Annotated in this window: 18 protein-coding genes; 10 read left to right on the forward strand and 8 right to left on the reverse strand. The window is 50.8% G+C overall.

Going from position 1 to position 23,027, the window contains the following annotated elements; translation table 11 throughout:
- Positions 1-45: 45 nt before the first annotated feature.
- The 3 genes from ACKWCC_RS02890 to ACKWCC_RS02900 all read right to left on the reverse strand — a co-directional run bounded on the left by ACKWCC_RS02890 (position 46) and on the right by ACKWCC_RS02900 (position 2,520).
- On the reverse strand, positions 46-1,251 hold the full coding sequence (locus ACKWCC_RS02890) for a DegT/DnrJ/EryC1/StrS family aminotransferase (protein WP_413994399.1): 1,206 nt from the start codon (positions 1,249-1,251) through the stop codon (positions 46-48).
- 114 nt (positions 1,252-1,365) lie between these two features.
- A complete protein-coding gene (locus tag ACKWCC_RS02895) occupies positions 1,366-2,118 on the reverse strand; it encodes a sulfite exporter TauE/SafE family protein (RefSeq protein ID WP_413994400.1) in 753 nt (250 codons plus the stop codon).
- 42 nt (positions 2,119-2,160) lie between these two features.
- On the reverse strand, positions 2,161-2,520 hold the full coding sequence (locus ACKWCC_RS02900) for a pyruvate kinase (protein WP_413994401.1): 360 nt from the start codon (positions 2,518-2,520) through the stop codon (positions 2,161-2,163).
- A 283-nt stretch (positions 2,521-2,803) separates the two neighbouring features.
- On the opposite strand from ACKWCC_RS02900, the gene ACKWCC_RS02905 reads away from it, so the two are divergent.
- Genes ACKWCC_RS02905 through ACKWCC_RS02920 form a run of 4 tightly spaced genes read left to right on the forward strand, consistent with a single transcriptional unit; the run spans position 2,804 to position 7,645 of the window.
- On the forward strand, positions 2,804-4,279 hold the full coding sequence (locus ACKWCC_RS02905; RefSeq protein ID WP_413994570.1) for a sulfatase family protein: 1,476 nt from the start codon (positions 2,804-2,806) through the stop codon (positions 4,277-4,279).
- 29 nt (positions 4,280-4,308) lie between these two features.
- Positions 4,309-6,093, forward strand: coding sequence for a glycoside hydrolase family 9 protein (locus tag ACKWCC_RS02910; RefSeq protein WP_413994402.1), 1,785 nt, complete (start codon positions 4,309-4,311; stop codon positions 6,091-6,093).
- Positions 6,086-6,814, forward strand: coding sequence for a polysaccharide deacetylase family protein (locus ACKWCC_RS02915; RefSeq protein WP_413994403.1), 729 nt, complete (start codon positions 6,086-6,088; stop codon positions 6,812-6,814). Before ACKWCC_RS02910 ends, ACKWCC_RS02915 begins: the two co-directional genes overlap by 8 nt.
- Before the next feature lie 48 nt (positions 6,815-6,862).
- Entirely contained in the window at positions 6,863-7,645 is a 783-nt protein-coding gene (locus ACKWCC_RS02920) for an Fpg/Nei family DNA glycosylase (RefSeq protein WP_413994404.1), read from the forward strand.
- A gap of 124 nt (positions 7,646-7,769) precedes the next feature.
- On the opposite strand, the gene ACKWCC_RS02925 is transcribed toward ACKWCC_RS02920, so the two are convergent.
- A complete protein-coding gene (locus ACKWCC_RS02925; protein WP_413994405.1) occupies positions 7,770-9,230 on the reverse strand; it encodes an amidohydrolase in 1,461 nt (486 codons plus the stop codon).
- Here ACKWCC_RS02925 and ACKWCC_RS02930 point away from each other — a divergent pair, their 5' ends adjacent.
- The gene (locus tag ACKWCC_RS02930) at positions 9,231-9,434 is read left to right on the forward strand and encodes a hypothetical protein (protein WP_413994406.1); all 204 of its coding nucleotides are present in this window, start codon (positions 9,231-9,233) and stop codon (positions 9,432-9,434) included.
- A gap of 241 nt (positions 9,435-9,675) precedes the next feature.
- Here the strand turns inward: ACKWCC_RS02930 and ACKWCC_RS02935 are convergent, their stop codons facing one another.
- Genes ACKWCC_RS02935 through ACKWCC_RS02950 form a run of 4 tightly spaced genes read right to left on the reverse strand, consistent with a single transcriptional unit; the run spans position 9,676 to position 15,154 of the window.
- Complete coding sequence (locus ACKWCC_RS02935; protein WP_413994407.1) at positions 9,676-11,040, reverse strand: Na+/H+ antiporter NhaC family protein; 1,365 nt, start codon at positions 11,038-11,040, stop codon at positions 9,676-9,678.
- Positions 11,041-11,043: 3 nt separating this feature from the next.
- Entirely contained in the window at positions 11,044-12,360 is a 1,317-nt protein-coding gene (locus ACKWCC_RS02940; RefSeq protein WP_413994408.1) for a serine hydrolase domain-containing protein, read from the reverse strand.
- Positions 12,357-13,757 carry an agmatine deiminase family protein gene (locus ACKWCC_RS02945; RefSeq protein ID WP_413994409.1) on the reverse strand — a complete coding sequence of 467 codons (1,401 nt, stop codon included), beginning with the start codon at positions 13,755-13,757 and terminating at the stop codon, positions 12,357-12,359. Before ACKWCC_RS02945 ends, ACKWCC_RS02940 begins: the two co-directional genes overlap by 4 nt.
- Complete coding sequence (locus ACKWCC_RS02950) at positions 13,754-15,154, reverse strand: aminotransferase (RefSeq protein WP_413994410.1); 1,401 nt, start codon at positions 15,152-15,154, stop codon at positions 13,754-13,756. The genes ACKWCC_RS02945 and ACKWCC_RS02950 overlap by 4 nt, the downstream gene beginning before the upstream one ends.
- 180 nt (positions 15,155-15,334) lie before the next feature.
- Between ACKWCC_RS02950 and ACKWCC_RS02955 the strand changes: the two genes are divergently transcribed.
- The 5 genes from ACKWCC_RS02955 to ACKWCC_RS02975 all read left to right on the forward strand — a co-directional run bounded on the left by ACKWCC_RS02955 (position 15,335) and on the right by ACKWCC_RS02975 (position 23,023).
- A complete protein-coding gene (locus tag ACKWCC_RS02955) occupies positions 15,335-15,847 on the forward strand; it encodes an Lrp/AsnC family transcriptional regulator (protein WP_413994411.1) in 513 nt (170 codons plus the stop codon).
- Position 15,848: 1 nt separating this feature from the next.
- The gene (locus ACKWCC_RS02960; protein ID WP_413994412.1) at positions 15,849-17,096 is read left to right on the forward strand and encodes a Zn-dependent hydrolase; all 1,248 of its coding nucleotides are present in this window, start codon (positions 15,849-15,851) and stop codon (positions 17,094-17,096) included.
- A 12-nt stretch (positions 17,097-17,108) separates the two neighbouring features.
- Entirely contained in the window at positions 17,109-18,605 is a 1,497-nt protein-coding gene (locus ACKWCC_RS02965) for an aldehyde dehydrogenase family protein (RefSeq protein WP_413994571.1), read from the forward strand.
- A gap of 20 nt (positions 18,606-18,625) precedes the next feature.
- Positions 18,626-19,915 (forward strand): aspartate aminotransferase family protein, encoded by a 1,290-nt coding sequence (locus ACKWCC_RS02970; protein ID WP_413994413.1) that lies wholly within the window; start codon positions 18,626-18,628, stop codon positions 19,913-19,915.
- 66 nt (positions 19,916-19,981) lie between these two features.
- Positions 19,982-23,023 carry a SusC/RagA family TonB-linked outer membrane protein gene (locus ACKWCC_RS02975; protein WP_413994414.1) on the forward strand — a complete coding sequence of 1,014 codons (3,042 nt, stop codon included), beginning with the start codon at positions 19,982-19,984 and terminating at the stop codon, positions 23,021-23,023.
- Positions 23,024-23,027 lie beyond the last annotated feature (4 nt).

A 23,027-nucleotide genomic window follows, 5' to 3' on the forward strand; every position in this document is an offset into this window, starting at 1 on the left:
ACATCTGACCTTACTTTCCCGGTAAGGGTGGTTGCCAGGGCCAAATCATTGCGGTGCCGCCAATACCCTTTTCAGTACCTGGGCCATTTTTTGTGCGCGTTCTTCCACCTCGGCCCTTGTCCAGCCAATTTTAACCAAACAGGACAGGGTGCGCCCCACCCAGTGATCGGACTGCGAGAAATTCGACTTTTCATAATCTGGCAACTGTTGCACTATTTCCTGGGGCAACTTGCCCAGGGAGGTCAAATGAGTAAGATGTGCCCATTTTCTGTAATAGTGCCAATTGTTATCGTACCAATAAAAACAAGCGTCCACCCCGGCCTCCGTGAGGGCCTGTTGTGCTTTTTGGGCCAATGGCCGGCTGGGCAAAAAGAAATTGAGGAAGGAATAGTTTTCCACGCCCCCCGCTGGAACCCGCCTAAAGGCAATGCCCTCAATGGGGCCAATGGCCTTGCGCATGATGTCATAATGCCTTTTCTGTAGGGCCAAAAACTCGTCCAAACGTTTGATCTGGGCGCATCCCACGGCGGCATTGAGCTCGGATATCCTAAAGTTATAGCCCAAAAACGGATGCGCATCCGCCCCGCGATCGCTCCCAAGGTGATCGTGCCCGTGATCGGAGTAATGGTCGGCATTCTTGTGAAAGCGCTCATTATCGGTGATCAGGGCCCCACCTTCCCCACAGGTAATGGTCTTCACATAATCAAAAGAAAAACAGCCCAGGTCGCCATAGCTCCCCAGGGGCTTGCCCCCATAACTGCCACCAATGGCCTGGCAGGCGTCTTCCAACAACAAGAGTCCGTGGGTGTCGCAAATCTCCTTTAGAGCGTCCAGGTCGGCCATGGATCCGCACATGTGCACCGGCATGACCACCTTGGTGCGCGGGGTAATGGCCCTGGCAACGCACTTTGGGTCCAGGGTAAGGGTATCGTCCACATCCACCAAAATGGGAACGGCCCCAATGGCGAGGATGGACTCAAAACTGGCCACGAAGGTAAAGGTGGGCATAATGACCTCGTCCCCGGCGCCAACGCCCGCACTCTGCAGGGCCACGGTAAGGGCCGCCGTGCCACTGCTCACCGCTTGGGCGTAACGGGTCTGCATCCTTTTGGCCACCGCCTCTTCCAGTTCCCTGGCCTTCCAGACGTTGTTGCGCATGCCATCAAAACCATAGCGCATCAACACGCCGGTCTGCAATACTTCGTTCACTTGCTCCCGTTCCCGTTCCCCAAACAATTCAAATCCTGGCATAATTCTCTTTTTATGGGCCGATGTTCCGCGGTAACCCACATCGACCTTCATCCCTATGTTCAAAGGTAGCCCAGTACCGGCACAACCGCAACCCCGGAATTTGGAAACAAAACCTTAAAAAAACCACAGTTTTACGGCCATGGCCACCACCATCACCACCAAAAAGAACTTGATGAAGCCGTCTCCCTTTCTGACCGAGACCCTGCTGGCCACCCAAGCCCCTGTCCCATTGCCCAGGGCCAAAACAAGGCCCACCCCCCAGTTCACCTTGTCGTTGTAGGCAAAGACCGCAAGGGCAGAGAGCATGTACATGAACACCACCGCCACCTTGGTGGCATTGACGCGCACCAGGGACATGCGGTTCACATAGTGCAGGAACAGGATCATTAAAAACCCCAGGCCGGCATTGATAAAGCCCCCATAGATGCCAAAAAAGAAGAAGACGATCACGCCCAGCCAGAGGTACTTGCCCGTTAGGCGCTCTTCCATGGGGCCTTTGCCCATTTTGGGGCTCAGCACAATGACGGTGACCACCAAGATCATGACAATGGCCAATATCCGGTTAAACAGCTCTCCCGAGACATCTACCGCAATGTAGGCACCGATAATGGAGCCAAAGAAAGCGGAAATGCCAAGATAGATGTTGAACGGGGCCGTGGAAACCCCCTTACTTTTAAAGCCGGCCGTGGCCAGGGCCGTCTGTACAATGATGGCCACCCGGTTGGTGCCATTGGCCACGTTGCTGGGCAGACCAACAAAAATTAAGATGGGAAGGGACAACAGGGATCCGCCACCGGCAAGGGTATTGATGAAGCCCACCACAAAGCCCACCAACACCAGCAAGGGATAATGATACCATTCTTCCATAGGGCAAAAGTAAGGTTTAAGGACGGTAATGCCACGGCCGGCCTAGGGAACAATTTCCCCTTGCTGCCCAAACAGGGCGTAGATTTGCTTCTTCTCTTCCAGGGTAAACTCCTTTTTCTGGAACCACTCGTGGGCCGCAATGTTCTCGTTTTCCAACTGGGCCTTTCGTATGGCCTCCAGGGACACCAGGTGCCAGTGCTTTCCCTTTTGTCTTGAAACGGAATACCCCACACTTTCCGTGATATAGGATATCCTGGGCTCATTGTACAGCTTTACCCCATTCTTGAGAACGGCCAAGGTCTTGGTCAAAGAAACCACCTCCGAGAAAGAATACCGCACAAAATCTGAAAAACCGTTCTGTGTGGCGTTGTACACCTTGTCCCCTACCCGTAATTTTCTCATCATACAATCCAAAGGGCGCAAAAATAGGGGTTGGTGCCTTTTTTGGGGAAAGGGGAGACTTCATTTTATCAACATGTAAAAAGCCCTTTGGCCTTTTGACCTGATCGCCAAGCCGTTGCGACCCCATTTTTTCAACCGTTGCGTGACACAAAAAACCAAGGGCCCAAAAGCCCGGGCAGTGTAAAAGTATTGCTATCTTAGGGACCATCATAAAACAGCAGAACAACTCCCTATGAAAACGCGCCTTCCCTTGGGCCTTATGGCCCTTATTTCACTGTTCCTTATGAACGCATGCCAAGAAAAAGGTAAAAAGCAAGAAGAAAAACCGGAACGGGCGCTTCCCAACATTGTCATCATTTATGCCGATGACCTGGGCTACGGCGAACTCGGTGCCTATGGGGCCACCGAACTGGAGACCCCAAATCTGGACCGTCTGGCCCATGGGGGCATGCGCTTCACCAACGGCCATGCCGCTTCCGCCACCTGTACGCCCAGTCGTTACGCCCTGCTCACCGGCACCTATCCGTGGCGCAACACCAGGGCGAAGATCTTGCCCGGCACGGCGCCCTTGATCATAGACACGGCCCAAATGACCCTCCCAAAAATGTTAAAACAACAGGGATACGCCACCGGCATTGTGGGGAAATGGCATTTGGGACTGGGCACCGGCACCGTAAATTGGAACGAACCCATTGGGCCAGGGCCCAACGAAGTGGGCTTTGACGAGAGCTTTATCATGGCGGCCACCCAAGATCGGGTGCCCACCGTGTACATTGAAAACGGCAAGGTAGTGGGCTTGGAAGCGGACGACCCCATCCAGGTGGACTACCAGAAAAATTTTGAGGGCGAGCCCACCGGCAAGGAACGGCCCGAGCTGTTGAAAATGAAACCCTCCCACGGACATGACAACAGCATTGTTAACGGCATATCCCGCATTGGATATATGAAGGGCGGCGAGGCCGCGAAGTGGATCGACGAGGACATGGCCGATGTTTTTTTAAAGGAAGCCCAAGCCTATGTGAACCAACACAAGGCCCGCCCGTTTTTTCTGTATTATGCGCTGCAGCAGCCCCACGTGCCCAGAACCCCGCACCCCCGCTTTGTGGGGAGTTCCGGAATGGGCCCAAGGGGCGATGTGATCGTGGAGGCCGATTGGTGCGTGGGCCAATTCCTAAACACCCTGGAAACCGCCGGCATCCTGGAAAACACCCTCATTATCTTTAGCAGTGACAATGGCCCGGTGGTGGATGATGGCTATATGGACGAGTCCGTGGAGCGACTGGGAAACCATATTCCCGCGGGGCCGTTGCGCGGGGGCAAGTACAGCCTGTTCGAGGCGGGAACCCGGGTGCCCTTCCTTGCCTATTGGAAAGGAAAGATCTCCCCTGGGGTATCGGATGCACTGGTGTCCCAACTCGACCTTTTGAGTTCCCTGGCCCAATTGACGGAAAGTGATGTACGGGCGCCGGACAGCAAGGCCCTGATGGACACCTTTCTGGGCAAGGGCAACGAAGGCAGGGCGCAGCTGGTCTTGGAGGCCACGGGAAGAACCGCCCTGCGCCAAGGAGACTGGGTCATGATACCCCCACACAACGGACGCGCCAAAAACACCTTGGTGAACATAGAGCTTGGCAATGATCCCAATTACCAGCTCTACCACCTGAAGGACGATCTGGGACAACAGAACAATCTGGCGGCATCCCGCCCGGAGAAATTGGAAGAAATGAAACAGGCCTATGAGCAGGTGCTGGGGCAGTGAGGATACGAAAACATAAAACACAATGTACCATGAACTTTGTAAAGAACAACTTGACCTTGATTTTTTTCTGGTTGATGCTCCCCTTTGCGGGCACGGGACAGCAAAGCACAGAAATAAGGATAAATCTACAGGGATACCGAGCCGAAATGCCCAAAACGGCACGCATAATGAGCCACAAAAAGTTGCGCAACCATACTTTGGTGCTCAAAAACAAAGACGGACAAACCGTGAAAGCGTTTAGGGCCCAGAAAGAAAAAACCAATTGGCATCCCTTTTCGCATTACTATTCCGTGGATTTTTCAGAACTAACCCAGCCGGGCGACTATTATTTTGAGGTGAAGAATGGAAATGCCAAAAGCCATTCCTTTACGGTTGGTGCCTATCCCAAATGGCAGGAAGACATTGTGGACTTCATACGAACCCAGCGATGTGGTTACAACCCACATATAAAGGCCTTCTGCCACCAAAACGACGGACTGAGTTTTTTTGGCAAACGCCCAGATTCCACCCGAATCGATGCCACCGGCGGATGGCACGATGCCGGAGACCAGCTCAAGTACCTCATTACAAGCAGCAATACCACGGCTAGGCTACTGATGGCCTATCAAATGGCCCCGGACAGATTCAGGGACGAAGTAGATGCCAGAGGGCACAAAGGTCCCAATGGCCTGCCCGATGTTCTTGATGAAGCCAAATGGGGCCTGGAATGGATTTTAAAAATGCACCCCAGCGCGGACGAACTGTACCACCAAGTAGCCGATGATCGAGATCACCGTGGCTTTAAACTGCCCCCAGAGGACAATGCGGACTATGGTTGGGGAGCCAACAGTTTCCGACCGGTCTATTTTGCCACGGGCCAACCGCAAGGACTTTCCAAATACAAGAGCAAGGCCACTGGCATCGCAAATCTAGCGGGGCGATCGGCGGCCACCCTGGCCCTAGGGCATCAGGTGTTACGCGGCTTTCCCCAACATCTTGTCTTTGCAGAACAGTGCAAGGAAGCGGCCATAGAACTATACCAAATGGGGCAAAAACAAGAAGGTTATCAGCAAGGAAACAGTTTTGGCGCGCCCTATCGGTACGAGGAAAACACATGGGCAGATGATATGGAATGGGCGGCGGCCAAACTATATGAGCTTACCAAAGAAGAACAATACCTGGAGGATACCAGAAGATATGCCAAAACCATTGGCGCCTGGTCATGGATGGAACGGGACACGGCCAGCCACTATGAAATGTACCCTTACGTAAATATGGGACATTATGCCCTATGGAAAGTGGGCAACGAGGAAGACAAAAAGCAGACCGTGGCCTATTTTGAACAGAATCTGGAAAATATTCAGGCCCGTGCCCAAAACAATCCCTACGGTGTGGGCCATTTGTTCATTTGGTGCAGCAACAACCTGGCCGCTGCCGTGGCCACCCAGGCCATGCTGTACGAAGAAATGACGGGCTCAAAAAAATATAGGCCCCTAATGCAACACCACGTGGACTGGTTGTTGGGCACCAACCCCTGGAACTCCAGTATGATTACGGAAATTCCGGCGAATGCGGATACTCCTGTGGATGTGCACATGCCCTTTTGGCGCATAAACCAAGATAAGATAAAGGGAGGTTTGGTGGATGGTCCGCTCTGGGCCACCGTACATACGGACATGATCGGAATTCAATTATCCAAACCAGATGAGTTTGCACACCTACAGCCCAAGCATGTGAAATATCATGATGATTGGGCCGACTACAGTACCAACGAGCCCACTTTGGACGGTTCGGCAGAACTATTGATGCTTTTTACCTTCTTGAGCAATGATTGAACGGGGCTTGGCATTTCTCTTGATGTTGTGCGGTTTTCAGTTGCACGCACAACAAATTATTGATGGTCACGGGGCGCTGATACGATCGGACACCACTCAAAACACCATCTATCTTTGTTTTACGGGCCACGAGTTCATTGACGGGTTTGACCACGTGCTTTATGTTTTGGACAAACACCACATCAAGGCCTCCTTTTTTCTAACTGGGGATTTTGTTCGCCAACATAAAAAAATGATTCAAGATTGGGCGGCTAGTGGTCATTACATAGGTGCCCATTCAGACCGGCATCTCCTCTACAACGCTTGGGAAAACAGGGACAGCCTGCGTTATACCAAGGCGGAAATAAAAAGGGATATTGAAAACAACCTCTTGGAACTGAAAAAGTTGAACCTTGATCCAACTTATTTTATGCCTCCTTATGAATGGTACAACAAAGAAATCGTTGCCCTGGCCACGGCCTTGGGCCAGACCACCGTAAACTTTTCGCCCGGTACCCGTTCCAATGCGGACTATACCACCCCGGAAATGGACAATTATATGTCTAGCGAGGACATTCTTAACAGTATTTACTCATTTGAGAAGGAACAAGGAATGAACGGTTTTCATTTATTGATTCACCCGGGAACCAGTGACAAAAGAAAGGACAAGCTATACCACCATCTAGAGACATTGATCCTCCATTTTAAAGAAAGGGGCTATGCCTTTGCACGATTCAAGTAAAGTAAAAACAAGGTTCCATATAGATCATTTAACACAAACCTTATCCCAATGCCCGAATTACCAGAAGTGCACGGTTACCAGCAGTACATTGACAAAACCTGTCTGGGACACCGCATCCTGTCCTTTGATGTGCGTGATGAGCGAATGCTAAAAAAGCCACGACGCGAATTTAAAAAACTGTTGCTGGGAAACACCCTGAACCACACCGACCGTATTGGAAAATACCTGTTCGTTCACCTGGGGTCGGGGCCCATTCTGGTGCTGCATTTTGGCATGACCGGCAGACCCACCTATTATCATGGCTCCGTGGAGCGGCCCCGTTTTGGGCACATTGACCTCGGTTTTGACAATGGGTACCACTTTGCCTTTGAGAACAAGCGAAAATTTGGTTGGTGGGATATCACGGAGAGCGTGGCCGAATATTGCAAGGAGCACAAGCTGAACGTTGATGCAAGGGACCTTACGTTCGATCAGTTCATGGCGGCCGTGGCCAACAGAAAAACAGCCATTAAGAATGTATTGATGAACCAGAGCGTTACCACGGGAGTGGGCAATTGGATCGCAGATGATGTGCTCTACCAGGCCCAGGTACATCCCCTTAAAAAGGCCAACGCATTAAATATGGAGGAACTAAGGACCGTTTACGACAAGCTACAGCACGTCCTGGAGGTGGCCATAAGCCTGGAAGCCCGCTACACCGAATTTCCCGACTATTTTTTGATCCACAACCGCAAGGGACGCGACCACTGTTACCATACCGGAAAGGAATTGGAAAAAATAAAAGTGGGCGGCAGAACCACCTATTTTAGTGGGGACTGGCAAAAGTTGTAGTGCCCGGAACAGGGTCGGGGGCAAGGCCACCACAGGCCCAACGGCTTGGGGCATGGCAAAACACCATCGGCCCGGAGGTGGGGTGTTTCTTTGGGAAGCCTCCTGGAAAAGGAACTTTGGTCAGCTATTTCGGTTCCTTAAAAGACGCTGCTCGGTGCACAATTTTTCCTTCCAACATCGTAAGCAGTACCTTGGTCTTGTGTATTTGCTGATTGGGGATCTCAAAAATATCGCGGTCAAGCACAATGAGGTCTGCATCCTTGCCCACTTCCAGGCTACCCGTCCTATCATCTAAATGCATGCCATAGGCGGCATTTTTGGTGTAGGCCGCAACAACGGTGGTCAAGTCTATCCTTTCGTTGGGAAGCCAACTCTCGCTTGGGGTCCCTATGAGCTTTCTTGTAACGGCCACCTGCATGGCTTCCCAAGGATTTAAGGTGGAAACGGGCCAATCGCTACCGGCCACGAGAACCGCCTTGGTGGCCGCCATACTGCCCATGGGATACATATTTCGTGATCGTTCCTCTCCCACGAGCGGTACAATGGTTTTCAGGTTCAAGGGGTCTCCTTTTGCCCAAAAGGGCTGGAAATTGGCAATAACCCCCAGTTGGCCAAACCTGGGCACATCCTTTGGGTGAACGATCTGCAAATGGGCCAAATGATGCCTGTTTCCCCTGTCCGTGCCTTCCAAGGCATCCAAGGCAGTGCGTACCGCCTTGTCTCCCAAGGCATGCACATGGATCTGAAAGCCATGATGGTCCAGGCTGTCCACCCTCGCCTTAAGTTCCTCTGCAGCATAGTTCAGGATACCATAATCCTGAATGCCGTCAGGGGTGTGGTAAGGTTCCAAAAGAGCCGCGGTCTTGGCCTCCGGCACGCCGTCTGCATAAATCTTTACAGCATTGGTATTGAGTCTTTGTCCCATATACTTTCGCCGTAGTTCCAACAATTGGTTCAAGGAAATGGGCGCCTCTGTCCCCATATCCAGACAAGCCGTGACCCTTATGCTCAATTGTCCCTTTTCATCCAATGCCCTGTATGCCCTGAGATAAGCCTCGCCCGCGGTGGCATCCACCATAGCGGTGATACCGTGCGCATTGGCGGTTCTCATTGCCATTTTCAAAAAATGTTCATAGTCTGCCCCTGTCTTTTTAGGCAAAAGATGTTGCACCAAACCCATTGCGGTTTCCCTTAGCGTTCCAGTGGGCATGCCTGTCTCTTGATCTCGCTCGATGCGCCCGTTTTTTGGATCCGGTGTTTGGGCCGTGATTGCCGCCATTTCAAGAGCTTTGGAGTTTACCCAGGCGTTATGGCCGTCCCATGATGTCAATATGGCGGGCCTATCGGGAAAAATGGAATCGAGCAGTTCTTTACGCGGATTTCCGTTGGGAAAAGCGGTAAGCTCCCAGCCCCGACCCAGAATGACCTCAAGAGAATCATTTTGGTTTCCATACTGGATCAAGGCCTCTTTGATATCAGCCACTTTTTGTAGCCCAGTGAGCTGACAATGCCCGGATGCTTCGGCGCCTTGTATGGGATGGGCATGGGCATCGTGCAGTCCGGGCAACACCAGTTTGCCGTTCAAATGGAGAATTTTTGTGTCTGGACCGATAAATTTTTCTGCTTCCCCATTGTTACCCACATAAACGATGGTGCCTCCCTGCAAAACGATGGCCTCTGCCCAAGGTTCGGTGTCATTGCCCGTGTACAACTTGCCACGGAGCAACACATGGTCCGCAGGCGCTTTGGGGGTGCAAGAACAGAACACCAGAACAACCGCACAACATAGAGCAAACAATGATTGCCGCGCTGTTCCATAAGCAGCGATAATATTTTTCTTACAAGAGAGACTCCTCATTTTACGGTATTTTATTTTTGATGGTAGGGCAACTCTTGTCCCTTTCATCATTTAAAACATTGGGTCCATCCCACTTTTAGCGATATCCTCAACGCACAAAAAGGAAATCATCACCTTTGTTCCTTGATTCTATGGTCAGCCCCAGGGGTTGGCCTTTGCCACCATAATGGGCTCAGGCCATGGCATGCCCCAAGACCACATAAATGATACAAGTAGCAACTCCCGCCACTAAGGCATAGGGCAATTGGGTAGTGACGTGGGCCACGTTGTTGCACTCCGTTGCCGAAGCGGAGAGCACGGTGGCATCGCCATAAAAACAGGCATGGGAGCCAAATGCCCCTGCACTGATCACCGTTCCTACGGCCAACCAGATGTTCACCTCCATACTTTGGGCCAGGGGCACCATAATGGGCAAGGCAATGGCATACACCCCCCAAAACGAACCCGTGGCAAAAGTGATGAGGGCCAAGGATACGAAAGCCACGAGAGGTAGGTAGGCCTTGCTGATCAAGGGGGTGGCCAGGTCTATGATGTAGGGAGTTAGTCCCAATTGCTCGTTTACATCCTTTAGCACAAAGGACATCACCACAATGGCAAGGGCATAGAGCATGGTCTTAAATCCTTTGAAGACACCGTCCATGGCGTTATGGAAGGTCATGAGATTGCCCATGACAAAATAGGCCACCGTGAACACCACAGCGGCAATGACCCCTTTCAGTGCATCAATATCAAAAAATACGGTGGCCGCAATGAGCACCAGGATCGGTAGCACAAAGTAGGCCAACTTGGCGGGCGTGTCCGGCGAAGGACCCTCTGGTATTTCCAGTCCAATGCCCGCAGAGCCCGGCGGAATGAGCACACCAGCGCGTGCCCGTTCCTCCGCCCTCTTCATTGCCCCCAGTGCCGGAACCACCCCGATGGCCACCAAGGGGACCAGAATGGCCGCAACCCATCCATAGACAATAAAGGGTATGGCCTGAAGATATCCACTAAGGCCCTCACCTGGCGGCACCACCCCTTCACTTTCCAAAAGTCCGGCAATGTAAATGGCCCAGGTAGACAAGGGTATGAGCACGCAAATGGGGGCGGCGGTGGAATCTACCACATAGGCCAACATTTCCCGTGGCACTTTGAAACGATCGGTCACTTTTTTCATGGACGTGCCCACGGTAAGGGCATTGAGATAATCGTCTATGAAAATGCAGAGCCCCAGTAGCCAGGTGACCAAAAGCGCCGTTTTTCTGTTTTTAACATATCGCAATAAATATCGGGAGAAAGCATTTGTGCCACCGGCTTGGGCCAAAAGATAAATAAGGGAACCAAAAAGGCCACAGACAAGAATGATCCATCCAATGGTGGGGTCCTGCATCACTTTGAGAAGTGAGTGGGTGAATTCTGAAAAAGACTTTTTGAAGGAGAGCAGCAAAAAACCGACAAAGGAACCGCCCAATAGGGCTTCAAAGGTCTTTTTTGTGATCAACGCCACAAGAATCACCACCACCGTGGGTACCAAGCTTATGATGCCCCAATCTCCCATCTGCTACCGTGCTTCTTTTTGTTCTTTGTTCTCCAGGGCCTTTAAAAAAGGAAAGACAACCTGGAACACCGCTTCCTCAACTTCGTAAAAGGACGTATTTTGCCCATATTTAAAGTCATGTTTACTGCCATTGGTGATAAAGACGATGCCACTGTTCCCCTCTTTTTCAAAGTACATATCGCTCAACAGCCCATAGGCAATGCCCGGATGGCCCACCATTTCCCTATCTGGGAACAGGACGTCCCCACCTTCCCTGTTCAATGTCTGATGGGTGCCCAGCCCATAGGACAGAAAAAAGTTGTCCCAAGTATCGCCATTCTCTCCGTTATGGGTCCAGTGGCTTTTGAGCATGACATCCACCGTGTTTTTTTCCAATATTTGCTGGCCGTTGTAAGTACCGTCCCGTATGAGCATCAAGGCCAATTTGGCCAAATCCTTGGCCGTACTTCGCAAGCTTCCCTGCGGCCCAAAAAGCAGTCCGTTCTTTCCAAGTTCGTAGTTTTCTGGGGCACGCAAAGGGGGCAGACCCTTGCTGTAGTCATCTGCCTGGGGAACCCACTTGCCCTCTTTGTACCGATATAGCACGGCCAGTGAATCCAAATCTTTTAACTCGGAGACGTTAAAATGGGCCGTGAGCCCCATCGGTTTAAAAATATGGTCATGACAATAGGTGTCAAAGCGCTTTTGAGACACCATTTCCACCACAGAGGCAATAAGGCCCCAGGTACAATTGGCATAGGAAAAGTACGTTCCGGGTCTATGGGACGCAAATTGGTCCTTGGTAACATTTGTCCCGTTGGGCACAAAAAGCTCCCGTATGTTCAAATGCTTGGCCACCATCTCGCCCGAAAAACGGGCATAACCTTCCCCATCCCGAATACCACTGGTGTGGGTAAGCAAGTGTCTAAGGGTAATGTCCGTTTCGGGAAAATCGGGATGTTTTAGGGGCCAACCCAAATAATGGCCAACATCTTTGTCCAAATCTACCTTCCCGGCTTCCCATAGTTGCAAAAGGGCCATCGCGGTCACCGTCTTTGAAATGGAGGCTACCCGGTAATGGGTATGTTCCCCAATGGGAGTGTTCTTTTCCAAATTTGCCGTTCCCAAATGACCTTGCCATGCTATTTGGCCATTGGCCAGTAGCACCACGGACATGCCCATTAGATCATAAGCCTTGATTAGCCCTGTCAATTGCCCCTCTAGGCCCGCAAGTGTTATGGCCTCCTCGTTTTCGTTTTTCTTGGAGGGGTCTGCACAGCCAAGAATCCATATCTGGCAGCACAAGAGGAAAGCAACGATACCCTTTGGCATAGAGGTCATTTTTTTGGTTTTAAGGGATTCAACAAGGGCTCTTGCATGGTAATGCAATGAAGGCCTCCACCGCCAAAATTTACTGAAAGGGCATTGATCATCAGAATCTCTCGGTCAGGGAATACCTGCTGTAAAACCTCCTCTGCCTCCCCGTCCCGAACTGCAAATGATACATCCATTCCTTCCCTATGGTACTTTTGGCCCAGCACCACCTCATCCGTTATGAGAAAGTTCAGGTAACTTGCCGCGGCCATGACCTGTATGGTATCCCCCCTGGGAAACTCCCAGCCATTCTCAAAAGATAGGGTGCTTATATAGTCGTACACCGTATCTCCCGGTGCCATTTCTTCAATGATGAGCTCTGGCAGGGGCATCCTTACAATATTGAAGGGATTGCCATTGTGGTCCGTTGCCTTCTTCAAGATATGATAATTCTCCTCTAACCGCCTGTGGTTTTCCTTACCAATGGCATCTATCCTATCCTCAGGTTTAACATAGGCCAGCAAAATGGTGGAATCATTCACAAAACGGGCAAACTCGTCAATATGTCCGTTGGTGGTCACGGCGGTATAGGCCATTGTGCCATTTTCCAGTCTTTTGGGCCCTTTGAATGTGTGGTCATCCTCCACGAGACCGTCTTCGAGCCAAATGGTTTTCTCAACGCCCAGCAACCGCTTAAACTCCTTTTCCATTTGGTTCAGGGTCATATTGGGATTTCTGCCCTGTTCCACCGTTTTTGCCACCAAGAGCACCCCTTTTCCATTGACCTCGCGGTTGCCTCCCTCGCTGATCATCTCTGTTTGCAGCAAAGGAAGGCCCAGATGTTGGGCCAGGGCCTCGTCGTATTTTTCCATTAAAATGGTGTAGTCGTCCATGGCCTGGGTATCGGTATAGCCCCAGGCGTTGAAACCAAAATCCACGATGGCTTTCTGCCCATTGACCAATTGCACAAAATTGGGACCCATGTCCCTGACCCAAAATTCTTGGGAAGGAATATTCATTAATTGCACCCATCCCCTTTCCAGGTATTCACGGGGCACTTTGGCCTTGGCCCTTTGCAAGAGCGAATCATTGGCGGCGGTGATCATAAGCCTCTCCCTACCTGCCAAGGCCTCAATAACTTGGAGGGTAACCTCTTCGTTTGAATATTTTCTTAGGTGATCATCGGGAGGCCAAATGAGCCAAACGGCACTCTGTTCCTCATACTCCGCAGGCTGTCTCAACACCACTGGTTCCAGGCTTTGGCCATTGGTCTTCGGGACGGTTTCTTTGCACGCACCAAGGAAAAGTAGCATCAGCAATGGCATGCACATATCCTTTAGAACCGAATGGACCCACATCAAAGAATCCGTCAATGATGCTGTTTGCCGGTTTTCCAATGCACCGTTGCCACTGGTTTGCTTCATAACGCCCCCTCTTTGTGCAGATGCGCCACCGTCTCCAAAATACTCTCCTGCATAATGTGAACCGTGCGGTCTATGGCCTCTTTATCAAAGGTAAGCGGGGGCGAAAGCACGTTAAGGGGGCCAATGGGCCTTATGATGAGCCCTCTCTTTTTGGCCGATCGGTACACCATTTTTCCAATGTTGATGTCATTTGGAAACGGCTCTTTGGTACGCTTGTCCTTGACATATTCCAAGGCCAACATAAAATGGCTGCCTCGCACTTCGCCCACTATGGGCAAATCTGCCAATGTACATAAGCGATCTTTGAAATAAGGTCCCCAAGTGCCCACATGGTCGCAAAATCCATCTCGCTCCATAATTTCAATGTTCTTGAGACCTGTGGCGCATGCCAGGGCGTGACCAGAATAAGTGAAGCCGTGGGAAAAATATGGATTCTCCGGTTTGGGCCTGCCAATGACCTTGTACATCTCCGAGGAGATTACTGTTGCCCCGAGCGGCACGTAGCCAGAGGACAGCCCCTTGGCCAATACCATAATATCTGGCTGTACGTTGAACATTTCCTTGGATGCGATCATTTTGCCCAAACGCCCAAAAGCGGTGACCACCTCATCTGAAATGGTAAGTATTCCATACTTCTTGCAAAGGGCATAGGCTCTTGGCAAATAGCCGTCCGGAGCCACGATCACGCCCCCAGCCCCCATGATGGGCTCGGCAATGAAGCACGCAATGTGCTCTGGCCCTATTTCCAATATTTTTTCCTCCATCTTTTCAATGAGATGATCGCAATAGACTTCCAAATCCATTCCCTCCGGCCTCCGATAGGGATAAGGCGTGTCCAGATACGTGATGTCATCCTGGGGAAGGTCAAAACCCAAGTGTGTGGAAGCAATCCCGGTAAGGGCATGGGCCAAATAGGTGCTACCGTGATATCCCAAGTTGCGCGAAAGAATCTTTTTCTTTTTGTGCTGGCCAAGCATATTAAAATAATAATGCACCATTTTTACGGCCGTATCGTTGGCCAAGGACCCACCAGTACCAAAAAAAGTATGGTTCAGGTCTCCGGGACACAATTGTGCAAGCTTGGCCGCCAATTGGGCGGCAGAAGGTGAGGTGGCATCCTCAAAGGTATTGAAGTAGGCCAAATTTCTTGCCTGATTTCCTATATGTTGGGCAAGTTCCTCATTGCCGTGTCCTATGTTCACACACCATAGTCCTGCAATCCCATCTATGTATTCATTCCCTCTGTCATCAAATATAAAATGGCGCTGCCCCCGATTGTAAACCGTGGCACCCTCGGTGGCAAAATGTTCAAAATTGGCGTAGGGGTGTATCACGTGGTCTTTGTCCTGCTGCCAAGCGGAAACACCTAATGTGGTACTCTCTATAGTCTTACGCATACCTTAATCTGGATTACTGTGATTGTCAGATTCGCATAAATCATCCGACCCAACTGCAATTACGCAAATAAATATCAAAATGAACACTATTTTTATAAAAAAAATTGTTTTGTGCTATTTTTTTGTAAATTTTGCATATAATTGAAGCATCATGTTGTATTATTTTAAAATTGACCTAGTATGGGGAAAAATTTGTTTCAACTCAGCGAGGGGGACAAAACCTTGGTAAACCTCTTCAAAAAAGATGGTAGGATCTCTTTTACCGATGTGGCCGCCAAGCTGGGCCTCTCGGTTTCCACGGTAAGGAACCGGTACAACAAACTGGTGGAAGAAGGCGTACTGCACATTCTCGGCTGGATCGACCCCACCAAAACAGGTTTCAATGCCTACAACAGGGTAACCATAGAAATAAGCCCTTCCCACCTCATTGAGAGGGTGGCCAAGGAATTGATCAAGATCAAGGAAGTTTCTTTTCTAGCCCTTACCTCCGGGCCCGCGGATATTGAGATCAACCTGATCTGTAAAGACAACAGACATTTGTTGGAAGTGATGCAAAAACGGATTTTTACCATAGAAGGTGTAAAGAACACGCACTCCACTGTTTACTACAACGTGTACAAATGGGCAGACCATGCTGTGGATTTGCCCTTTGCGGAAACGGACACGGCCAAGACAAACTCTGAAAAAAATTGAAATGTTACGCATAAACGGCGATCGGTTGTGGGGAAGGTTAATGGAAATGGCACAGATTGGCGCCACTATCAGGGGTGGGGTTTGCCGTGTTGCATTGACCGAAGAGGACAGGCTGGGACGGGACCTTTTTGTAAAATGGTGCAGACAATTGGACTGCCAGATAACGGTAGATAAAATGGGCTCTATTTTTGCCAGACGCCGCGGCCTTGAACCCAATGCACCTGCCGTGCTCATGGGCAGCCATTTAGACTCACAGCCCACCGGAGGAAAGTTCGATGGGGCGCTGGGCGTTTTGGCAGGGCTGGAAGTGATACATACCCTGCACGAGGCAAACGTGCTCACCCAAGCCCCTTTGGAACTTGTTTCCTGGACCAATGAGGAAGGGGCCCGGTTTTCCCCGGCCATGATTGCGTCCGGTGTCTTTTCTGGTGACTTTTCACTGGACTACGCCTACAACCAAAAGGACAACAAAGGCATAACCCTAGAGCAGGCCCTGGAAGATATTGGATACAAAGGTGATGCTCCAGTGGGGAACAGGGACTATAAAGCCGCTTTTGAACTTCATATTGAGCAAGGCCCCATTTTGGAGGCCGAACAAATATCCGTGGGCATTGTGACCGGGGTACAGGGCATACGATGGTACACCCTTGTATTGAAGGGTGAAGAAACACACGCAGGACCGTCTCCCATGCGGTTCCGGAAAGACCCAATGCAGTTATTGTCCCGACTGCTACCGGAACTCTACGCCCTTGTTGAGAAGAAAGGGCAAGATGCCAAAATCACCATTGGCCATATTGACGCCAGGCCAGGCGTGCGAAACACAGTACCGGGAGAGGTACGAATCACTATCGATATCCGGCATCCGGAGAACGATCGGTTGGCGGAGCTGAACAAAGAGACCTATGATCTGGTAAGTAGCCTTAATGGCAAATTTGGCGTTTCTGCGAGCCTTGAAGAGGTATGGCATTCCGTACCGGTACAATTTGATGAAAAATGTGTTGGTGCCGTAAGGGACGCTACAAAATCCTTGGACATCCCTGCAATGGAGATCGTTAGCGGCGCCGGGCACGATTCTGTGTATCTCTCCAAAGTGGCTCCCACGGCCATGATCTTTATTCCTTGCAAGGATGGATTGAGCCATAATGAGTTGGAGCATGCCGATAAAAATGACATCATCAATGGGACCAATGTCCTATTGCAATCAGTGCTCAGGACAGCAAATGAAAAGGAAAGCACCACAAAACAATAGACATTGGACAACGTGACATCAACCATAAAACTTCCGCAGAACCTATCTCCAAAAACAAGGGCCTTCCTTGGCGAGAAGCAACGCTTATTGATTAATAACGAGTGGGTACGTGCCGAAGCAGGACAAACCTTTAACAGTTATAATCCGGCCAACAATACGCTCATTGCAAAAATCGCCCGCGCAGAAAAGAAAGATGTGAATCTTGCGGTGAAGGCCGCTAGGGAAGCGTTTGCAAAAGTGTGGAAAGAGGGCACAGCACCCAAGGAGCGGTCACGCCTACTCTGGAAACTGGCCTCGCTACTGCAAAGGGACAGGGAAGTTCTGATACAATTGGAAACCTTGGACAACGGCAAACCCTTGTCCAAGGCCAAGTATGATGTGGAAGCTGCCATTGCACATTTTGAATACTATGCAGGCTGGGCCACCAAGTTAACCGGGTCCTGCGTTCCCGTGGGACAAGGAAAATTGGTCTACACCCAAAAGGAACCTTTGGGGGTGGTGGGGCTTATCGTTCCCTGGAACTTTCCGTTGATGATTGCCGTATGGAAACTGGCCCCGGCCCTGGCCTGTGGCAATTGCTGTATCCTAAAGCCCGCCGAACAAACCTCGCTGACCGCACTCTATTTGGGCAAGTTGATTCTTGAGGCAGGATTCCCGAAAGGCGTGGTGAACATTGTCACTGGCTTTGGAAAGGAGGCCGGAGCAGCCATTAGCGCTCATCCGAACATAGACAAAGTAAGTTTTACGGGTTCTACGCCAGTGGGAAAGAGCATTTTGGAGGCCGCAGCGCAGAGCAACCTGAAAAAAGTGAGCCTAGAGCTTGGAGGCAAATCTCCCAACGTGATCTTTGAGGATGCTGATCTAGATGCGGTACTGGATGGTATTCAATGGAGCAGCTTCTACAATTCCGGGCAGGAATGTACCTTGGGATCGCGGATCTATATACAAGAGGGCATTTTTGACAAGGTGGTAGCGGCGTTGCGGGACAAAGCATCGAAGATGACCATTGGTCCGGGATGGGAAGATTTAGATCTGGGCCCCCTCATCAGTCAAAAACAAATGGATACGGTACTGTCATTCGTTGAAGCCGGTAAGAGACAAGGTGCCAAATTGGTCTGCGGTGGGTCCAAACTGTACGGAAATCTTGAGGAGGGCCATTTTATGGAGCCCACCATTTTTGCGACCGACAAGCAGGACCTGTCCATTGTCCAGGAAGAAATTTTTGGCCCCGTGGTGGTCGTGTCCCCTTTTAAGGATTTTAATGATGCCATTGGCAAGGCCAACACATCCCGTTATGGGCTCGCTGCGGCAGTTTGGACCAAAGACCTCTCCAAAGCCCATCTATTTGCAAATGCCGTGGATGCCGGTACGGTGTGGATCAACGGGTACGACCTTTTTGATGCTGCCGTGCCCTTTGGAGGCTTCAAGGAAAGCGGCAACGCCAAGGAAATGGGAATCAACGCCATTGAACTGTACACCAAGGAAAAGGCCGTTTGGGCAGTGCTCTAAGTAAAATGACGACGGAAAGAATGATTAAAGAAAAACTGACAACCCGATTACTGGCGCCCGTTTGGACGCACCTCTCCCCTTTTAATCCGGTTCGCGGCCAAGGGGTGTACCTGTATGATGCCAAGGGCAAGAAAATGATGGACTTCACTTCGGGCATAGGCGTGGTGAACACGGGGCATTGCCATCCCAAGGTGGTAAAGGCCATAAAGCAACAGGCCCAAGAGTTGTTGTTTGCCCAGATCAACTGTTCGGTGGGTGAACCCACCATTCGCCTGGCACAGGAACTGAACACGGTAACACCAAGCCACATAGATCGTTTCTTTTTCTCCAACAGCGGTGCGGAGGCCACCGAAAGTGCCGTAAAATTGGCCAAAGCGGCTACCGAGAAAACGAACGTGATTGTCTTTCAAGGCAGTTTTCACGGTCGTACCCATCTCGCGATGGCGATGACAACGTCCAAGACGGTGTACCGGCATAAATATCAACCAATGCCCTCCGGTATTTTTGTGGCCCCATTTCCAAACAGTTATTACTATGGCTGGGATAAAGACACCACGGTGAATTTCTGCCTTAAGCAGTTAGACCTTTTGTTGCACGGCCAAACGGCCCCGGATGAGACGGCGGCCATTATCATTGAGCCCGTGCTAGGTGAAGGAGGATATGTGCCGGCACCACCAAGGTTTCTCTTGGAACTGAGAAAGATATGCGATGACCATAACATCTTATTGATCATTGATGAGGTTCAGAGCGGCTTTGGCAGGACGGGAAAATTCTTTTGTTACGAACACGCCAATGTATCCCCGGACATTATCGTAATGGCCAAAGGTCTGGGAAGCGGGCTGCCCATTTCTGCCGTGGCCGCCAGCCACGGGCTTATGGACAAATGGCCGCCCGGCACACACGGTGGCACCTACGGCGGGGGCAGTGCCATAGCCTGCGCCGCGGCCCTGGCCACCATAAAAACACTTAAGGGAGAGGGGCTCGTTGCCAATAGCCAAGAACGTGGGGAACAATTGATGCGAGGGCTGAAAAAAATACAGCGCAAGTTTCCACAAATGGGAGACGTGCGCGGCTTGGGGTTGATGGTGGCCGTGGAGTTCACTTCTGAAAACGGAAATCCCGATGCCGGAACCACCGCAGCTGTGGTGAAATTGTGCCTTGAGAAGGGTCTGATGCTACTTAGTTGTGGCACCTACAAAAACGTGGTGCGCTGGATACCGCCGTTGGTGGTTACAGCGTATGAAATCAGTGATGCCCTTAACATATTTCAGTCTGCGCTCAACGAGATTGAACAAAAGACCCATTTATAAGCACAAAAACATAATGACTGACGAATATCCAATTTTAATTTTTAACTAATCTAAACTACATTGATGATGAAAAGAGAAACGATTCGTTTACCGCTGTTTCTCCTATTGGCGCTCATAGGTGCCATAGGCTACGGACAGCAAGTAACAGGAACGGTCACGGATGGATCCGGACTGCCTTTGCCGGGAGTGAACGTGGTGGTCAAAGGCACCACAACAGGTACACAAACCGATTTTGATGGCAAGTACGCGATTGTGGCCACTGCCAACAACACCCTTGTTTTTTCCTACCTGGGACAAAAAACCGTGGAACGCGCCGTTGGGAACAACACAACCATAAACGTACAAATGGAAGAGGACAGTGCCCAATTGGATGAGGTTGTGGTAGTGGGTTACGGTAGCCAGAAAAAAAGCGACCTTACCGGCTCCGTGGCCAGTGTGGACGGGGATGAAATTGCCCGCCTGCCCGTAGCCAGTTTGGACAACGCGCTGCAAGGCCGCGCTGCGGGCACCTTTGTAAGTTCCCCTTCCGGCACGCCGGGTGCGGGCATCAGTATTCAGATCAGGGGAAACACCTCCTTGTCCGCCAGTAGCGAACCACTATATGTGGTAGATGGCATACCCATGATATCCGAAGACCTGTCCGGCCTTTTCACGGGCGGTCAGCGAACAAATTCGATGGCAGACATCAATCCCACGGACATTGAATCCATAGAAATTTTGAAAGATGCCTCGGCAACGGCGATCTACGGATCCCGAGGTGCCAACGGGGTGGTCATGATCACCACAAAAAGGGGGAAGACCGGTGCACCAAAAATCGACATCAATTCCTACTACGGCTTTCAAACGGTGACAAATACCATTGACATGCTCAGCTCCCAACAACAGCTGGAACTGATGAACGACGCCGCAGCGCAGGACAACATTGACCTCGGCACCAATTATGCGGACAATTATGTATCTGACATTTGGGGCTTTGACCCAGGGGATCCAGAACTGCAAAACACCAATTGGTACGATGCCATTTTCAGAACGGCACCCATCCAAAGCCAAGATGTGGCCATCTCCGGAGGAACGGAGCGTACCCAGTACTTTACCTCGTTGGCCTACTTTAACCAAGAGGGCACCCAACTGGGCACAGGCTTTGAAAGAATCAGCGGACGGGCCAATTTGGACAGTAAGATCAACGACTGGTTAAAGATAGGCACCACCATCTCGGTGAGCCGTACCAACCAAGATCGTACGATCAACGACAACTCGCTCTACGGGGTGGTGATAAACACGTTGGCGGGCGACCCCTTGATGCCGGTTCGCGAGGAAGACGGCACCTATGCAGACCCTTTCAGCTATTTTGGCTGGTGGATGTTGGACAATCCCGTGCTGGTGGCCAACGAATACAAACGGACCACCAATACCACCAGGGGATTGGGATCCATATTCGCAGAAGTGAACCTTTTCAAGGGACTCACCTTTAGGCACTCCACTTCCATTGATTACACCAGCTTGGTGGATGAGGCCTACACACCCATCATCTCCAGGGAGTCCCGTAACGCCAGTGCCAACGGCTTGGGCACTTACGGGAGTACGGAAGATTTTACATGGATTACGGAAAACTATTTTTCCTATGATCGGGATTTTGGTGAAAAACATAGTCTCAACGCCATATTGGGCACTTCCTACCAGGCCTCGGACAGAAATTTTGCCAGTATCAATGCGCAACAGTTCCCGAGCGATCAGTTTACCAAGATAGCCGTGGCCGCAGAGGTCACCGCTGCCTCCACCTCCGGGACACAGTGGGGATTGTCTTCCTATTATTTCAGGGCCAACTATGGGTATGACAACAAATATCTCATAACCCTGACCGGGCGTGCTGACGGTTCATCGCGATTTGGCGCGGACAATAGGTTCGGATTCTTTCCCTCGGGCTCCGTGGCCTGGCGGGTGAGCCAAGAGAATTTTCTAAAGGATTCCAAAACCGTGAGCGACCTTAAACTGCGTGCCAGCTACGGTGTTACCGGAAACCAGGACGGCATTGGGAACTTTGCCTCCCGAGGACTCTTTGGAGTGGGGAATTATAGGGCCAGTGCCACCTTGGTGCCCACGCAGCTGAGCAATCAGAACCTGGGGTGGGAAAGCACTTCACAATACAATATAGGGTTGGATCTTGGACTGTTTAAAAACAGGCTTACCCTTACGGCAGACTACTTTGTGAAGGATACGGACGATCTTTTGCTGAACAGGGTCATTCCCGGCATCTCCGGTTTTAGCAGTGTATTGGACAATATTGGCGCCGTGCAGAACAAGGGCCTGGAACTGTCCCTTGGCGGTACCATTCTCACTGGAGAACTAAAATGGAATTCTGCCTTCAATATTTCCTTCATACGTAACGAAGTGAAACAACTGGCCGTTAACGATCAGGTGCTGTCAGACTCGCACATCCTTTCGGAGGGGCACCCCATTGGCACCTTTTTCCTCATCGATCAAGATGGTGTAGACCCACAGACCGGAAACATCATTTGGGACGATTTCAATGGTGATGGCAACATCAATTCGGGAGACCGGCAAATTGTGGGGAACGTACAGCCCGATTTTTTTGGCGGCTTCAACAATTCATTCAGCTATAAGGGCATTGACCTGAGCTTCCTCTTCCAATTCTCTGTTGGCAATGAAATCTTTAACCACAGCAGGGCCCACTACGAAAACTTGGGCTGGAGCCGTATTGGCACCGGATTTCCACTGCCCGATGGCAACAACCACGTACTGGCACTGGACCGTTGGCAGCAGCCTGGCGATGTCACGGACATTCCCCGAGCTTCACTTGAAAACGGCAACTGGAGGGAATATTCTTCCAGATGGTTGGAAGACGGGTCTTTCCTACGCCTAAAAAACTTGAACCTGGGGTACAACTTCCCCACAGAGGTCACCTCCAGAATTGGTCTGAGCAATCTACGGCTCTACGTGCAAGGACAAAACCTCCTTACCTTTACCAACTACACCGGATTTGACCCAGAAGTAAGCCAAAACGCAAGGGATCCCCGTTTGGCCGGAGCCGACTTTGGCACCCTGCCCCAGGCCAAAAGCTATACCTTGGGCATTAACATTGGAATCTAAAAAA

Origin of the sequence: Maribacter aquimarinus, assembly GCF_047345505.1 — a bacterium.
Classification (GTDB): Bacteria; Bacteroidota; Bacteroidia; order Flavobacteriales; family Flavobacteriaceae; genus Maribacter.

Excerpts from the sequence above, each read along its gene's own strand:
- ACKWCC_RS02920 (WP_413994404.1), top strand. The coding sequence starts at position 6,863 with ATGCCCGAATTACCAGAAGTGCACGGTTACCAGCAGTACATTGACAAA.
- ACKWCC_RS02905 (WP_413994570.1), top strand. The coding sequence starts at position 2,804 with ATGAACGCATGCCAAGAAAAAGGTAAAAAGCAAGAAGAAAAACCGGAA.
- ACKWCC_RS02930 (WP_413994406.1), top strand. The coding sequence starts at position 9,231 with ATGGAGAATTTTTGTGTCTGGACCGATAAATTTTTCTGCTTCCCCATT.
- ACKWCC_RS02910 (WP_413994402.1), top strand. The coding sequence starts at position 4,309 with ATGAACTTTGTAAAGAACAACTTGACCTTGATTTTTTTCTGGTTGATG.
- ACKWCC_RS02960 (WP_413994412.1), top strand. The coding sequence starts at position 15,849 with ATGTTACGCATAAACGGCGATCGGTTGTGGGGAAGGTTAATGGAAATG.
- ACKWCC_RS02915 (WP_413994403.1), top strand. The coding sequence starts at position 6,086 with ATGATTGAACGGGGCTTGGCATTTCTCTTGATGTTGTGCGGTTTTCAG.
- ACKWCC_RS02975 (WP_413994414.1), top strand. The coding sequence starts at position 19,982 with ATGAAAAGAGAAACGATTCGTTTACCGCTGTTTCTCCTATTGGCGCTC.
- ACKWCC_RS02895 (WP_413994400.1), bottom strand. The coding sequence starts at position 2,118 with ATGGAAGAATGGTATCATTATCCCTTGCTGGTGTTGGTGGGCTTTGTG.
- ACKWCC_RS02955 (WP_413994411.1), top strand. The coding sequence starts at position 15,335 with ATGGGGAAAAATTTGTTTCAACTCAGCGAGGGGGACAAAACCTTGGTA.
- ACKWCC_RS02940 (WP_413994408.1), bottom strand. The coding sequence starts at position 12,360 with ATGACCTCTATGCCAAAGGGTATCGTTGCTTTCCTCTTGTGCTGCCAG.
- ACKWCC_RS02900 (WP_413994401.1), bottom strand. The coding sequence starts at position 2,520 with ATGAGAAAATTACGGGTAGGGGACAAGGTGTACAACGCCACACAGAAC.
- ACKWCC_RS02890 (WP_413994399.1), bottom strand. The coding sequence starts at position 1,251 with ATGCCAGGATTTGAATTGTTTGGGGAACGGGAACGGGAGCAAGTGAAC.
- ACKWCC_RS02950 (WP_413994410.1), bottom strand. The coding sequence starts at position 15,154 with ATGCGTAAGACTATAGAGAGTACCACATTAGGTGTTTCCGCTTGGCAG.
- ACKWCC_RS02970 (WP_413994413.1), top strand. The coding sequence starts at position 18,626 with ATGATTAAAGAAAAACTGACAACCCGATTACTGGCGCCCGTTTGGACG.
- ACKWCC_RS02945 (WP_413994409.1), bottom strand. The coding sequence starts at position 13,757 with ATGAAGCAAACCAGTGGCAACGGTGCATTGGAAAACCGGCAAACAGCA.
- ACKWCC_RS02935 (WP_413994407.1), bottom strand. The coding sequence starts at position 11,040 with ATGGGAGATTGGGGCATCATAAGCTTGGTACCCACGGTGGTGGTGATT.